Genomic DNA, 14657 nt, shown 5'->3' on the forward strand with positions numbered 1-14657 from the left:
ATGAGCGACGACATCATCGACGAGACCGCGACCGCCGACGAGGCGAGCCACGCCGAGGGGGGCAATCGCGCCCGCAGGAGGAGCGCCCACCGCGAGGAACACGCTGCGCCGCGCCTCTGGGCGCGCGCCAAGGGAGCGTTCTTCGCGCTCCCGCGAGGCCTGCACGTGGTCATGCTCATCATCTTCATGATCCTCGGCTTCGCCCTGGCTACGCAGGTCCGTGCCCAGCGCTCCGATCCTCTCGAAGGGCTCTCGGAGCAGGACCTGGTGACCGTCCTCGATGAGCTGGGTACCCGGGAGCAGAACCTGCGCGAGCGGCGCGCAGAGCTGACCAGCGAGCTTGAGGACCTGCAAAGCGCTGCCGACGAGGCCCAAGCGCGTGAACAGGCCTCCGCAAAGGCCGCGCTCCAGGCGCAGATCGCCGCGGGAACCGTGGCCGTCCAGGGGCCGGGGGTGAGCGTCTCGGTTCTCGACCCGGGGGCCAACCTGAGCCCCACGCAGTTCGTCATGACGCTGGGCGAGCTGCGCAACGCGGGGGCCGAGGCCATCGACCTCAACGGCGTGCGGCTCACCACGCGCTCCGCCTTCACGGGGCAGGCGGGGGCCATTGTCGTGGACGGCACACCCATCGCCTCGCCCTACACGTGGACCGTCATCGGAGAGTCTCAGACGATCGCGACCGCCCTGGAGATTCAGGCCGGCTCCGCCTCTCAGATGCGCGCCAAGGGCGCCACTGTCACGATCACGCCGACCGATCACGTCACGATTGATTCCCTCGCCAGCCCTCGCCCGCCCCAGTACGCGACCTACGAGTAAAGGCCCCGGCCTATAATGGTGTCGGAAGCCGCCGTGCCCGCGCCTGAGGCATGGTGAGCGTTTACACTTAGCACATTCCCGTAACGAGACCTTTTGGAGCGCACCATGTCTGACAACCAGCCTTTTGACCCCACAGCAACGTCGATCTTCGGCCTGGCACCCGTGGCGGATGACGTCGAAGAGGCGCCGGTTGCTCTGTCCGCCCGCGACCGCGAGGCCGTCGAGGCGCTCCCCGCCGGCTCCGCCCTGCTGATCGTTCAGCGCGGTCCGAACACGGGCGCGCGTTTCCTCCTCGACCCCGAGGTGACGAACGCGGGCCGTTCACCCAAGGCCGACATCTTCCTCGACGACGTGACCGTCTCGCGTAAGCACTGCCAGTTCATCGCCTCCAACGGCGGTCACGTGGTGCGCGATTCGGGCTCCCTGAACGGTACCTACGTGAATCGTGAGCGCGTCGACTCCATCGAGCTGCACGCCGGCGACGAGGTCCAGATTGGTAAGTACCGCCTGACCTACCAGCCGTCGACCAAGCAGGCCTGACGTGTCGGCGTCCGTCGCACGCATCCGCGACTCGCACCCCGAGCCCGGGGCGACCTCGTGGCCGCACGATGCCGATCACGCTCCCGTGCTCTCCATCGGCCGGGTGGTCGAGGAGCTCAAGACGGAGTTTCCTGCGATCTCGCTGTCGAAGGTGCGCTACCTGGAGAGCGAAGGCCTCGTGAACCCCGCGCGCACGGGTGCCGGCTACCGCAAGTACTCTGCCGCCGACGTGGAGCGTCTGCGATACGTCCTGTCCGAACAGCGAGATTCTTTCACTCCGCTTAGCGTGATTCGCACCCAGCTCGATGCCCTCGACGCCGGACATACGCCGACGCGGCGTCGCGTTGCGCAGGTGGTGTCCTCGGAGGGCCAGACGGTGTCGCTGGGCGGCCGCCGAGCGATCCCTGCCGCTGACCTGTCGGACCTGACGGGTGTCGATATGGACACGCTGGAGCGCTATTCGCGTCTCGGCCTGATCACCCCGGATCTGGCGGGATACTTCCCGGCGCGCTGCGTGCAGGCGGTGTCGACGATCGCGCGCCTAGAGAGTTCGGGCGTGGATGTGCGGGTGTTGCGCGCGGTGCGCCAGGGCGCGGAGCGCAGCGCGGATATCATTGATCAGACGGTGTCTTCCCAGAGGGGACGAGGCCGTGGCGCGGACCGCGAACGGGCGCGTGCGCGAGCGATCGAGTTGGGTGATTTGTTCGCCGAGCTGCATCGAGACATGCTGGCGGTGGCCGTGTCATCGCTCAGTGACGACGGCGCCTAACTTTCATGTTTAACCTGAAGGTTAGACTCGCCGATACGGTCATTGACCCGCCCCGCCCGGTGCTCTACCGTAGTCCTGTTCTCATCACATACGACCCCCAAGGAGCCCCACAGTGAGCGCAGAAGCCAACGCCGTGAGTCGGCAGGGCATGCTTTTTGGCGACCCACTCGAGGGCCTCGAAACGGACGAGGTCGGCTACCGTGGGCCGATTGCGTGCAACGCCGCCGGCATCACCTACCGTCAGCTGGACTACTGGGCTCGCACCGGCCTGCTCCAGCCCTCGATTCGCGCGGCTCGCGGCTCGGGTTCGCAGCGCCTCTACTCCTTCCGGGACATCCTCGTTCTCAAGGTCGTTAAGAAGCTCCTGGACGCGGGCGTGTCCCTCCAGCAGGTGCGCGTCGCCGTCGCCTCGCTGCAGAACAGGGGAGTGGATGACCTGGCGTCGATCACGCTCATGAGCGACGGCGCCTCCGTCTACGAGTGCACCTCCACCGACGAGGTGATTGATCTTCTGCAGGGCGGCCAGGGCGTCTTCGGTATCGCGGTCGGGCGCGTGTGGCGTGAAGTCGAGGGGTCGCTCGCGGAGCTGCCGCTCGAGCGCTCGGATCGCACCTTCGTCGACGAGCTGGCCGAGCGCCGCCGCGCGAAGCGATCCGCGTCCTGACGCACACATTGACATAAGGCCGTGGGCCTGGCGAATGCCAGGCCCACGGCCTTTTCAGTCAGCGGGGGAGTGGACCCCTACTTGCGTCCGAGGGGGCAGGTCACCGTGTAGGCGGACTCGACGTCAGTGATCTCCACCGTCACCATGCCGTTCTCGTCAACCATGTACGACTCCTCGATGAGGGGCCCGTCCTCCGTGCGCACGACGGGCACCGACGCGATGTCGACGTTCGATCGACGCAGGGCATGATCGAAGGGGAAGATGACCTCCCCGTAGGGCTGGAGGTCGCCGCGGGGCACCCAGGAGTCGTCGAGCGAGGAGTATTCGACGAAACGGAAGTAGCCGATGTTGTGGGCCGCGCGGTAACGGCGCTTGATCGTCAGGGTCTCGCCCGGCGCCAGCTCGGTGTTGGGGTCGAGCAGCGTGTCGAAGGAAATGAAGGAACCGCCGTCTCGCTCACGGAAGACCCCGACGCCGCGCGAGAGCTGCTCGCGCACCGTGTAGGCGGCCTCCGGGTCGGCGCCGATGGCCAGGCCGATCGCGGTCGAGGCCGCCGTGTGGGGCGAACGGTGCACGCGGCGCCCGAAGCGCGAGCGCAGGATGCGCGCGACGAGGGGAAGCTGGGAGCCGCCGCCGACCACGTAGAGGCCGGCGATGTCGCCACCGAGCTGGCCGACGCCCGACGCGTCGGGGACCAGGAGGGGTTCCATGGCCTCGACGGTCGCCTCCACCAGCGCGGTCGCGTCCTCGTAGAAGTCTGCGACCGTGATCGTGGTGGGCTCGCCGTCAACGGGAACGGTGATGAACTTCGTGGAGGGGGAGAGAGCCTCCTTGGCGGAGCGAGCGTCCTCGATGAGGCGCTCCCAGGCGGCGTCCCCGAGCAGGCCGGAATCCGTGCCCGCGGCAGCGGCCAGGCGCGTTGCCAGGATAACGTCAAAATCGTCGCCGCCGACCAGGTTCAGGCCGCGAGAGCCGAGCACCTCGTGGAGCGTGCCGGTCGCCGACACGATGGAGGCATCGAAGGTGCCGCCGCCCAGGTCGTAGACAAGAATGGCTGTGCGCTTCGAGTTCAGGGTGCCCGCGTGGCGGTGCGTGTACTCGAAACCCGCTGCGGAGGGTTCGTTGACCATCGCCAGGACGTTCCATCCGGCGCGGCGGAACGCCTCCAGGGTGAGGAAGCGTTGGGCGGACCACGCGTGAGCGGGGATGCCGACGAGGGCCTCGAGGGGCTCATCGGCGGGCACGGTGGACACGGACGAGTTCGTGCGCAGCTGGCGGGCGACGTAGCTCAGGAAACCGGTCAGCACATCAAGGATCGGGATGGAGTGGTTGCCCAGGCGCAGCGTGGAGGTGTCGGTCACCGAGGGGTCGGACAGAAGGCGCTTGAAGGAGCGCAGGTGAGGCGCGCCCTCGCGCGCGGCGTCCTCGGCGTCGAAGCCGAACACGAGGTGATCGCCGTCGAGTGCGATCACCGAGGGGATAAAGTCGACCGTGTCCTCACGGTTGTTGACGAAGGAGACGACGGGATAGTTTCCTCGATCAACAATAGCGATCGCGGTCGTGGTGGTGCCAAAATCTACTCCAAGTCTCATGGCCCCAACAGTAGCGCGCATTTTCGACGCATCCTAGGACGTCTCGCCGGTGCTTCGCACGTTTTTCAGTAATGTTCGGCGGATGAGTGTGACGCAGAGCCAAGCGATCAGGAAATACGCGATTCCTGCAATGGCGTCCATCACATAGTGATTGCCCGTTGCGACAATTGTCACGATGGTCAGAGTTGGATGGAGGGCGAGTGTGAGACGCGCCCACCATGAACGCCAGACGTAGGTTCCGAGCATGACGGCCACCCACACCGACCAGCCTGTGTGCATCGACGGCATGGCCCCGTAGGGATTGGCGAGGGTGCCAAAGAGGTGGGAATACGAGGAGGTGTGCTCGGCGACGGAGTCGGCGATGCCCAGTCCTGGCACGAGCCGCGGGGGAGCAAGCGGGTAGCTCCAGTAGGTGACGAGCGCGCCGAGCGTCATGACGACGAGCGTCCATCTGGCCCGGGAGTAGAACTGTGGCGCCTTGATCCATAGTGCCACGAGTGTCAGCCCGGTAAAGAGGAGGAAGGTGGTCGCGTACTGTATCGATGCGAGCGAGGCGAGGGTTGAGTGCGCGGCCAGCCATGCGTTTGCGGACGGCTCAATAAAGAGGCCAATGCGACGCTCGAGGGCGACGATGCTGTGGGCGTGGCTGAATGCGAGCGACTCACTGGCGCGCGCCAAGAACGAGAGGACCGAGTAAGCCAGGCAGGCGAGGGTGAGTGTAAGCGCCTCTCGCACGGGATGCCTGGTGTGTCGCTGTGATTGATGGTCCGTTGTCATGGTCGTAACTCTAGCGCGTGGGAGGGGTGCGCCCTGGGGAGGAAAACGGACATAATGTACATTATCGGATCGGAGGGGTGGGGTCGCGAGGGGTGACACGGCGCTCCGCTTGACGTGTCCGATAGAATGAACCCGTTTCGTCACTACGTCCAGGAGGCAGTTATGGCTGACCGCGCACTGCGTGGCATGCAGATCGGCGCCAAGTCCCTCGAGTCCGAGGATGGCGTCGTTTTCGCCGACCGTTTCATCGTCCGGTACGCGTGCCCGAATGGACACGAGTTCGAGGTGACCCTTTCCAGCGAGGCCACAGCTCCCGCTACCTGGGAATGCAAGTGCGGTCAGACCGCCGAGCTCATTGGCGAAACCGAGGAAGACGAGGATAACAAGCCCGTCAAGCCGCAGCGCACCCACTGGGACATGCTGCTCGAGCGTCGCTCCATCGAGGAGCTGGAGGTCGTCCTGAGCGAGCAGCTCACCGCCTACCGCGAGGGTCGCCTGCGCCCCGAGGGCTCCTATCGCAAGGGCTAACCCCTGCGAAACGGCGAACGCGCGGCCTGGGCCAGACGGCTCAGGCCGCCTTTTGTCACCATGGCGAGTTCCTCAACGAAGATCGACGAGTCGAGCTTCGATTCCCCCGCCACTCGCTCATCGAAGGTGATGGGCACCTCGGCGATAACGGCTCCGAGGGATCGTTCGAGCTCCGTCATCTCGACCTGAAAGCCGAAACCGGTGGTCGCCACGCGCTCCAACACGGCGTGGCTCGCAAGGAACGAGGACCGATGAACCCTCAGCCCCGCGGTCGCGTCCCGCACGGGGGTCCCGAGGCATAAACGGACATAATAATTACCCGCCTTCGACAGGGCGACGCGCTTGGCCGACCACCCGTTGATGCGCCCGCCGGCGACCCAACGAGAGCCAATGACGAGGTCGGGCTGGTCGGGTCCTCCCATGCGCGCCAGCAGTTTGGGCAGATCGATCGGACGATGCGATCCGTCCGCGTCCATCTGGAGGATAAACGGATAGTCGTGAGCGATGGCCCACCCCATGCCATCCACGTAGGCGGTTGCCAGCCCTGACTTCGCGGGGCGATGCAGGACGAAGAGCCGCTCCTCGCGCGCACGCCGCTCGTCGACCCACTCCCCCGTGCCATCGGGCGAAGAGTCGTCAACGATGAGGATGTGGGCCGCGGGAAGCTGAGCCCAGACCTCGTCGAGGAGCCTTGGCAGCGTCTCCATCTCGTTGTAGGTCGGGATGACGACGAGGGTGTGGTCGCCCTGAGGAGTTGGGGCAAGACGCTGCGCGTTAGTCATGAGTCACATTCTGCCTGTTGTCACGAGTGGCCGCACCTGCTGGGCGCATCGAGGCGCGCCCGCGAAGAGCCGCGACGAGCCCTGCGAGTGCGATGAGGAGCGTCGCACCCATGAAGGCACTCGGGATCCGCTCCCCCGCCCGCGTGGCGAGCGTCGTCGAGGTACGTAGGGGAACGTCAGCGATCAGCGTGGCGACGCTCTGCGTGTCTGTGGAGGCCAGCACGCTTCCGTCCGGCCGGATCACGTAGGAGCTGCCCGTCGTCGAGGACTGGATCGCGGCGCGCGAATACTCCATCGCGCGCATGCGCAGCAGCTGGCCCTGCTGGGCGGACTCCCCCGAGGAACGGAAATGATAGTTGTTCGACGGCGTCACAATCATCTGCCCGCCCAGCGCCACGCCCTGCCCGATGACCGAGGGGTAGGCCGCCTCGAAGCAGATGCCGACGGCCACGGGCACGTCGCGCCCGTCGCGCAGGCGAAGCGTCATGAGGGGAGCCTCCTGCCCCGCCTCCATGTCCTTGCTGGCCTGGGCGACCTCGGTGGCGAAAGATGAAATGACGTCGCGGAAGGGGATGAACTCCCCGAAGGGTACGGGCACGTGCTTGGAGTAGCGCGCCTCCTCGTCGACGCCTCGCCCCGGCTCCCACACGGCGAGCCAGTTCTTCACGCGGTCGCGCTCGTTCAGGTTGGTGTAGCCGATGATGATTGGTGCATCCAGTGTCAGTGCAGCCTCGTCCACCATCGCGCCGATCGCGGGAAAGGTTACCGGGTCTCGATCCACCGAGCCTTCGCCCCATAGTGCGACGTCAATCGGCCGCTCCTGGACGGCAGGGTCTGCGGCGAGCTGGAGTGAGGCTCGCAGGTTGTTTCCCGTCACCTCACCCGGATGACTGTAGGCCTGCGCGCCCGGCAATGCGATGTCCCCCTGAACCACGCCGACGCGCACGGTGCCCGCCTCCGCCTCGTTCGACAGCGGAATCGCCGCCGGGGCAACGACAAGCACGCACGCGCTCAGCGCCAGGAGCGGCCGTGAGAAACGGCGCTCAGGGGCAAAGGCCCCATCTCGCCCGGCGCACGACCGGCGCAGGAGAACGGCGATAAAGACGACGGCGGCCGCAACGAGGCTCGTCCCGCCGACGGGCGCGAGATGCCCGAGCGGGGAATCCACCTGAGGCAAGGCCACCGAACCCCACGGGAAGCCCGACCACGGCCAGCGCGAGCGCGCGGCATCGACCCCCGCCCAGCTGATCGCATACAGGAGCGCCTGTGCCAGCGGCGAGCGAGCCGCGCGCCACAGGCTCGTCCACCGGACGAACACGACCCAGGCGCACAGGAACAGCGTCTGCACGAAGGCGAGCACGAACCACGCCGCCCGCGTTCCCACCGCCATGGGGATCCAGTCGATGAGCGGCAGCCACATGCTCATGCCGAAGGAAAGCGTTACGCCAAGCGCCCTGGGGGCCCGGGCCTCGTCGATGCGGGAGATGAACAGCGCGAGCGCCGGGATTGACATCCACCACCACCCCAGCGGCGGAAAAGATGAGTACAGAGCCAGCCCGGCCACCGCCCCGATCATGGCGTCCGCACACGTTTGTGCGATCGACGCGCGGCGTAGTATCTGCAAAGTCCTCACGCTACCCTCCCGGCACGCTAGATGGTGGACCACGCAACAATACCGCGACCGATGCGGTCCTTGGCGGCCTCGGCCGTGCGCGAGAGATCGCTTGTCGGCGCGGCGGAGGCGATCTGCCCGAGGCAATCCATCACCTGGCGCATCCACCGCACAAAATCGCCGGCCTGAATCTCGGCCCCGTCAATCGCGGTCGCCAGCGTCGACCCGTGCGCCCACGCGAGCGTCGAGGACATCAGCCCAGCGTCGAGGGACGGTGTGGGCTCGCAGCCGCACTGCTTCTCGACGCGGTGCACGCGCGCGAGCGTGCCCACGCACTCCTCCCAGGCCGTGCGCAGGCGGATCCCGACCCCCGTGGGGGTCAGCTCGTTCGCCTCGTCGTCGCTGCGCGAGTCGTACACAAGGGCCGAGACAATCGACGCCAGCTCCGCCTCGTCCAGGTCGTTCCACGTCCCCTCGTTGAGGGACATCGCGACGACGAGGTCGCGCTCGCCGAAGATACGGCGCAGGCGCTGCCCCGAGGCCGTCACGCGGTCACCGTCGAGGAATCCGAGGCGCTCCAAGACGGCGCACACGCGGTCGAATTGGGCGGCCACCGAACCGGTCTGAGAGTCGATTGAGCGGCGCAGTTGCTCGATCTCACGCCCCATACGCGCCCACCGGGCACCCGCGCGAGCATGCTCCTCACGGTGGGGGCAGCGGTGCACGGGGTGGGCCCGCATGGCGGCGCGCATCTGGCCGATCGTGTCCTCCCCCGCCGCATCGGCGGGCAGCTGGTATCGTCCCTTGGCCGCGCCCGAGCGCAGCTCTCCGGCGATGCGCGTGCGTTCCTTCGTGCGCCTCAGAGCCGAACCGCCCGGGATCGACATATGCCCCACGATCGCGATGCCCCCGCGCACATCCTCCGGGGCGAGCGCGCGCCACGTGGCATCCTCGCCGATGACGGAGGCCTCGACACGGCCCGAGGCGGCGGTCGCCTTCGCGCCGACGACGCACAAACGAACCTTGCGGCCCCTGGACAGGGCCAGCACGTCACCCGTGCGCACCCCCGCAAGGACGCGGCGCGACTCCTCACGAGTCTCGCGCTTGCGGGCGCGCGCGCCCGCCTTCTCGGCCTGGCTAATGCGCTCGCGCATCATGAGATACTCGCCGACGTCACCGCGCGAGCAAGACAGGTCATCGGCCGCCGAATCCCTGAGAGCCTCAAGCTCGCTCAGGCGCGTCGCCAGCTGGACCACCGCGGAGTCTGCCTGGAACTGGGCGAAGGAAGACTCTAGGACGGAGCGGGTCTGGGCGCGGGTCGAGCGGGCCAACAGGTTGACGACCATGTTGTAGGTCGGAGTGAAAGCGGAGATCAGCGGATAGGTGCGCTTGGACGCCAGGGCCGCAACCTCCTCGGGCGCCACTCCCCCGCGGTGAGAAACGACCGCGTGCCCCTCGGTGTCGATGCCGCGACGCCCCGCGCGCCCGGACAGCTGCGTGTACTCACCGGCCGACAGGGACACGTGGGCGGAGCCGTTCCACTTCGTGAGGGACTCGATGACGACGGTACGGGCGGGCATGTTGATTCCCAGGGCCAGTGTCTCGGTCGCGTACACCATCTTGACCAGGCCCTCCGAGAAGAGGTGCTCAACCGTCTCCTTCATGAGCGGCAGCATCCCCGCGTGGTGGGCCGCGATGCCGCGCATCAGGCCGCGCTTCCAGGCGTCGACGCCGAGCACGACGGCGTCCTCTGGGGCGATCAGCGCGATCACCTCGTCGACGTAGCGCTCGATGGCGGCCGCCTCGGAGCGAGTCGTCAGGGTGATGCGGGTCAGAAGAACCTGACGCACCGCGTCCTCACAGCCCGCTCGCGAGAAAATGAACGTGATCGCGGGCAGCAGGTGCGCCCGGTCCAGCGAGATCAGGGTCGAGGGCCGCGACTCGCGGCGCACGCGCGGCGACCGGTTCCACGAGCGCGAACCGCGCCCGCCTCGCATCCCCGAGTCACCCGTGGCCGCCACCAGCTCAGGGTTGAGCTTGCCCTTGCCGGTCGGCGCGTACAGGTCGAAAATCTCCTCGCCGACGATCATGTGCTGGTACAGCGGCACCGGGCGCTTTTCGGAGACGATGATCTCGCAGGAGGAACGCACCTCGCGGATCCACGCGCCGAACTCCTCCGCGTTGGAGACCGTCGCCGACAAAGCGATGATGGCGACGTGCGCGGGCAGGTGAATGATGACCTCCTCCCACACGGGGCCGCGCATCTTGTCCGCCAGGTAGTGCACCTCGTCCAGGACGACGACGCCCAGGTCCTCCAGCGGCGCCCCCGCGTAGATCATGTTGCGGCAGACCTCGGTCGTCATGACGACGACGGGAGCCTTGGAGTTGATCGACGTGTCGCCGGTCGCTAGGCCGACGTTGTCAGCCCCGTACAGCTCGCACAGCTCCAGGTACTTCTGGTTCGACAGCGCCTTGATGGGCGTCGTGTAGAAAGCCCGCATGCCGCGCTGCACAGCCACGAACGCCCCGAACTGGCCGACGATCGTCTTGCCCGCACCCGTCGGGGCCGCGACGAGCACGGAGTTTCCCGCCTCGACGGCGTCGAGCGCATCGAACTGGAAGGGATCGGGGGTAAAACTCAACCCCTCGACCCAGCGAGCGCGCAGCGACGTTGCGGCGCGCGCGTACTCCTTGTAGGCCGCGTAACGCTGGGAGGCGCTGCCCTCTCCGACGCTCGTGCGTTCCTCGACCTCGACAGAGCGTGCGTGCGGCGCTCGGTGCCTGCGTCGTTTCGGGCTCACGATTCTTCCTCCCGGCTCCACTCGGTGATGATCGAACGCGCACGCGTGCCTGCCAGGGCGCGGCGGTCGGGCGTCACGGCGCGCAGGTGCGCGGCGATGTCGGTGAGCAGGCTCAGCCCCCACTCCTCGTTCCACACGGGCACGCGGATGCGCGCTCCCCCATCGGGGAGTTCATCGACGACGCTGCCCGCGTACTCGTCGGCGATCCAGCGGGCGGTGCGGTCCACGTCGAGCGTCCAGGTGGGTGCGTCGTCGTGCACCCGGCGCGGTGAGCGCACGCGCGGTCCGACGATGTCGACGTTTGACATCGACGCGAGCGAAAACGTGCGAGGCCCCTCCGCCTGCGTGCACCATCCGCGTAGCAGCCAGCCGGTCGAGCTCGCCTCCAACGACCACGGGTCGACGACGCGGTGCGAGGACCGTCCCTGGGCAGACACGTAGTCGAAAGACACGCGCTGAGCCTTCGCGAGGGCCTCGCGCAGAGCGTCGGCGATGGTGGACGAGGCCGGGACGGGCGAGGCGTCAATGCAGCCCTGGGCGCTCGCCTCCTCTAGCCCGCCCAGGGCACTCACGACGAGGGCCGCATGGGGTAGGTGCGCAGCCACATCCGGCGCCAGGAGAGGGCCGATGGCCGACAGGCCGATCAGGAGCGCCTGAGCCTCCACCTCCGACAAACGCAGGGGCGCGCTCGCCCCCAGCGTCGCGCGCAGCGACACGCGCTGCTCCTCCTCGAACAGTCCCCAGTCGACCTCGAAGGACTGCCCGGGCAGCGAATCACCAACGGAGGCCAGGTACTCGATGTCGCGCCGCACCTGGCGGCGCGTGCGGCCAAAGTGCGCGCACAACTCATCCACGTGCACCCCCGGATGCTCGGCGATCCACGCGATCATCGAGGATAGGCGCACGATGGCCAAGGACACGGTTTCAGGCATCGTTTCCTCCCCAGGCCGCAGCCGATCGCAGGCGGTCGAGCATCGCTGCGCGCAGCGCGTCGGGACCGATGACGACCACGTCGGCTGCCAACGGCAAGAGCCGGGCGATCCACGTGCCGATCTCCCCATCCTCCAGGCTCACAGGCTCCCAGCCCTCACGCGTGTGCACGCTCGCTGCGCGCTCATCCAAGGCCTCGTACCCCGCGAGCAGACTCCGCGCGGCACTGCCCCGTCGGATGCGAACAAGCGGCGACACCAGCGAGGAGACGCGCGGGGCGACGCGCGCGGGGGCCGGGGAGGCGTCACCCTCCTCCCCCAAGAACTCAACCGTGGAGCGCACGCGAGACACGCGGAACGTGCGCTCCGCGTCCCGATCCAGGTCCCAGCCCCACAGGTACAGCGCCCGCCCCTGAACGCTCAGGGCCCACGGCTCCACCGCGCGCTCGGTCAGATCCCCCGACCCCGGGTACGCGAAGCTAACGACGCGGCGCTCGCGAATAGCGCGCGCGAAAGACGTCGCGGCCTCCAGCCCCCGCAGCCCCAGGCGAATCGCGGGCGCGGATATGTCCTCGTCCGACGCGGCCGCCGCCTTCGCGTCGATCGAATCCGCCACGATATCCTCGCGGTCCCAGGCGCGGGCAGCAAGCGAGAGCAGCACCCGGTCCACACTCGTGACCTCAATGTCGGGGGCGAAAGAATCACGCGCAATCGAATAACGCTCCCCGCGCCCAATGCTCAGGTGTGCCCCGGCGTCGCGCAGGGCGTCCTTGTCGCGCTGAAACTGTGTCTCGAACGCGTCGTCGGCCAGGCCTCGATAGCCGGGAAGGGAACGCAACTGCGCCTTGGTGCGTCCCGGCCGCGCACCCAGGAGCTCGACGAAAAGCTCAAGGACGCGCACGTTGGCGGTAGGGGCGGTGCTCACCCACCTACCCTACGCGACGCGTGCGCGTCCCGTGCGTGCGGCGCACCGTCAGGATTGAGACGAGGCCTGCGCACCGGCGTCGGCGTACTCGTTTGTCACGATAGCGGACGGATCCACGTCCCCTTCGAGGACGCCAATGGAGGACAGGAACGACACCATCGACGACCACGTCGCGAGATCCTGAACCCCATCCGAGCGCGCGTCGTCGCCGAGCCACAGTGGAACGGTCGCAGCGAGCACCGCGTTCGCCGCGCCGAGCGACGTCTCATCGGTCAGCGTCGTATCCCACTGCGCAGTCGCATCGAGCGCGACCTGCGGATTCTCGGCGATGGCGTTCATTGCGCTGGCCGTTGCCGACACCACCGCACGAGCCTGCTGCGGATGCGCTTGCGCCCATTCGCGCGTCGTCACAATCGAGGCCGCGACCAGCGGGGTGGAACCGTCATCGAGTGGAATCTCGCGAATGTCGAGACCCGCCAGGCGCATCTGCACCGCGTCGTTGTTCGTGAAACCGACGACCGCGTCTACCTGGCCGGCCGCCAGGGCCGCCTGCTGCGTGTAGCCGATCGACGAAATAGTCACGTCGGAGGTCTGCAGACCGCCGGCCTTGATCGCCGCGAGGGTCGCGTAGTAGCTCGAGCCATACTCGCCGGGAATGCCAATTGTCTTGCCCTTCAGGTCTGCGAGTGTCGCGATCGGAGAATCCGCGGGAACGATGACAGCGCCGGGGTAGGACGCGTAGTACTGCCCGATCGAGACGAGGTCCAGGCCCTGCGAGGCGGCCACCACAGCCTCGTCGCCCGAGGCGATAACGACGTCCTCCTGCCCGGCCAACAGCGCCGTAAAGAGGCCCTCATCGGAGCCGTGGTGGCGCACCGTCGCCGTCACTCCCGCGTCGTTATACAGGCCCTGCGCGTCGGCGACGTACACGGGCGCAAACTGCACGTTCGGAATGTAGGTCAGACCGATGGTGACGTCGGCGTCGCCGGTTGCGGACGAGCCCGACTGGCCTGCGTTCGAACCTGCCACACAAGCGGACAGCACCAGCGAGGCGCACGCACCGAGTGCGAGGCCGCGACCAATAGTGGAAAGCTTCAAGGGATGTCTCCTTCACTGCGTGATGGCGTAACGTTTCGACCGCTCGACCTGGTACACGATGACATACAGGATCGTCGCCATCGCGCACAGGATCGCGATGATGACGAACATGCCGGCGGTGTCCACGTTGCTTCTCATTTGAGTGAGTACCTGCCCGAGCCCGGACCCTCCCATGACCATCTCCCCCACGACTGCGCCCGTGACCGACAGAGCGAAACCGTTGCGCAGACCGCCCAGAATTGCGGGGGCCGCAAGCGGAATCTCCATGTGCAGGGCCATCGTCCACCCCGTCGCTCCGTCGAGCGCGGCCGCCTCAAGCAGCTCGCGGTCGATATGACGCAGTCCGACGACCGTGGACACCAGGATCGGGAAAAACACCATGAGCGCGCACAGCACGACGATCGGCGTGATGCCGTACCCGACCCACAGCACGAGAATGGGGGCGATTGCGATGGCGGGCAACGCCTGGGTTGCCCCAAGGAAGGGTTCCACCGCCGCAGCCAACAGGCGGCAACGGTAGATCGCATACGCTAACGGCAGCGCAACGACCGTTCCGAGCGCGCACCCAGCAACCGCCTCGCCGCCCGTGACCGCGATCTGACGCCAGGTGGTCGGGCGCTGCAAGAGCGCCGCCCCCTTGCGGGCGACAGTGAGCGGATCGGGCAGGCGCCAGGCTTCGATGCCGGTCAGCGTGGTCGACAGCCACCAACCCGCCAGCAACAGGGCGAAGAAGATGATCGGTGCCGCGACGGTGAGCACACCGCGAGGCTTGTTCCGAGATGCCACGACTTACTTTCCGACACCGGGGGTACGCGCAGCACAGC

At 67.4% G+C, this 14657-nt stretch carries 14 protein-coding genes; 5 read left to right on the forward strand and 9 right to left on the reverse strand.

The annotated features are described in order from the left end of the window. From HMPREF1138_RS02155 to HMPREF1138_RS02170, 4 genes are all read left to right on the forward strand, one after another. Positions 1 to 816: a DUF881 domain-containing protein gene (locus HMPREF1138_RS02155; protein ID WP_009056088.1), complete on the forward strand. Its 816-nt coding sequence runs from the start codon at positions 1 to 3 to the stop codon at positions 814 to 816. Between the two features lie 105 nt (positions 817 to 921). Continuing rightward, positions 922 to 1356, forward strand: a complete 435-nt coding sequence (locus tag HMPREF1138_RS02160; protein WP_009056029.1) for an FHA domain-containing protein — start codon at positions 922 to 924, stop codon at positions 1354 to 1356. 1 nt (position 1357) lies between these two features. Continuing rightward, complete coding sequence (ftsR, locus tag HMPREF1138_RS02165; RefSeq protein ID WP_009056000.1) at positions 1358 to 2125, forward strand: transcriptional regulator FtsR; 768 nt, start codon at positions 1358 to 1360, stop codon at positions 2123 to 2125. 112 nt (positions 2126 to 2237) lie between these two features. After that, the gene (locus HMPREF1138_RS02170) at positions 2238 to 2789 is read left to right on the forward strand and encodes a MerR family transcriptional regulator (protein ID WP_009056076.1); all 552 of its coding nucleotides are present in this window, start codon (positions 2238 to 2240) and stop codon (positions 2787 to 2789) included. A gap of 77 nt (positions 2790 to 2866) precedes the next feature. Here the strand turns inward: HMPREF1138_RS02170 and HMPREF1138_RS02175 are convergent, their stop codons facing one another. Both HMPREF1138_RS02175 and HMPREF1138_RS02180 read right to left on the reverse strand, forming a co-directional pair. Continuing rightward, complete coding sequence (locus HMPREF1138_RS02175) at positions 2867 to 4381, reverse strand: Hsp70 family protein (protein ID WP_039936548.1); 1515 nt, start codon at positions 4379 to 4381, stop codon at positions 2867 to 2869. A 33-nt stretch (positions 4382 to 4414) separates the two neighbouring features. Continuing rightward, complete coding sequence (locus HMPREF1138_RS02180; RefSeq protein WP_039936550.1) at positions 4415 to 5158, reverse strand: phosphatase PAP2 family protein; 744 nt, start codon at positions 5156 to 5158, stop codon at positions 4415 to 4417. 162 nt (positions 5159 to 5320) lie between these two features. Between HMPREF1138_RS02180 and HMPREF1138_RS02185 the strand changes: the two genes are divergently transcribed. Then, positions 5321 to 5686, forward strand: a complete 366-nt coding sequence (locus HMPREF1138_RS02185; protein WP_009056016.1) for an RNA polymerase-binding protein RbpA — start codon at positions 5321 to 5323, stop codon at positions 5684 to 5686. On the opposite strand, the gene HMPREF1138_RS02190 is transcribed toward HMPREF1138_RS02185, so the two are convergent. The 7 genes from HMPREF1138_RS02190 to HMPREF1138_RS02220 all read right to left on the reverse strand — a co-directional run bounded on the left by HMPREF1138_RS02190 (position 5683) and on the right by HMPREF1138_RS02220 (position 14619). Further along, positions 5683 to 6468 (reverse strand): polyprenol monophosphomannose synthase, encoded by a 786-nt coding sequence (locus tag HMPREF1138_RS02190; RefSeq protein WP_009056005.1) that lies wholly within the window; start codon positions 6466 to 6468, stop codon positions 5683 to 5685. The genes HMPREF1138_RS02185 and HMPREF1138_RS02190 overlap by 4 nt on opposite strands. After that, positions 6461 to 8044, reverse strand: coding sequence for an apolipoprotein N-acyltransferase (lnt, locus tag HMPREF1138_RS02195; protein WP_050981219.1), 1584 nt, complete (start codon positions 8042 to 8044; stop codon positions 6461 to 6463). The genes HMPREF1138_RS02190 and lnt overlap by 8 nt, the downstream gene beginning before the upstream one ends. A gap of 74 nt (positions 8045 to 8118) precedes the next feature. Beyond that, the gene (locus HMPREF1138_RS02200; RefSeq protein WP_009056017.1) at positions 8119 to 10881 is read right to left on the reverse strand and encodes a DEAD/DEAH box helicase; all 2763 of its coding nucleotides are present in this window, start codon (positions 10879 to 10881) and stop codon (positions 8119 to 8121) included. Then, entirely contained in the window at positions 10878 to 11813 is a 936-nt protein-coding gene (locus tag HMPREF1138_RS02205) for a helix-turn-helix transcriptional regulator (RefSeq protein WP_009056030.1), read from the reverse strand. Before HMPREF1138_RS02205 ends, HMPREF1138_RS02200 begins: the two co-directional genes overlap by 4 nt. After that, positions 11806 to 12735 carry a helix-turn-helix transcriptional regulator gene (locus tag HMPREF1138_RS02210; RefSeq protein ID WP_009056033.1) on the reverse strand — a complete coding sequence of 310 codons (930 nt, stop codon included), beginning with the start codon at positions 12733 to 12735 and terminating at the stop codon, positions 11806 to 11808. Before HMPREF1138_RS02210 ends, HMPREF1138_RS02205 begins: the two co-directional genes overlap by 8 nt. Positions 12736 to 12783: 48 nt before the next feature. Continuing rightward, positions 12784 to 13833, reverse strand: coding sequence for an ABC transporter substrate-binding protein (locus HMPREF1138_RS02215; protein WP_009056015.1), 1050 nt, complete (start codon positions 13831 to 13833; stop codon positions 12784 to 12786). A 12-nt stretch (positions 13834 to 13845) separates the two neighbouring features. Then, a complete protein-coding gene (locus HMPREF1138_RS02220; RefSeq protein WP_009056045.1) occupies positions 13846 to 14619 on the reverse strand; it encodes an ABC transporter permease in 774 nt (257 codons plus the stop codon). Positions 14620 to 14657 lie beyond the last annotated feature (38 nt).

It is taken from the genome of Actinomyces sp. ICM58 (assembly GCF_000283035.1).
In the GTDB taxonomy this organism is placed as follows: domain Bacteria; phylum Actinomycetota; class Actinomycetes; order Actinomycetales; family Actinomycetaceae; genus Pauljensenia.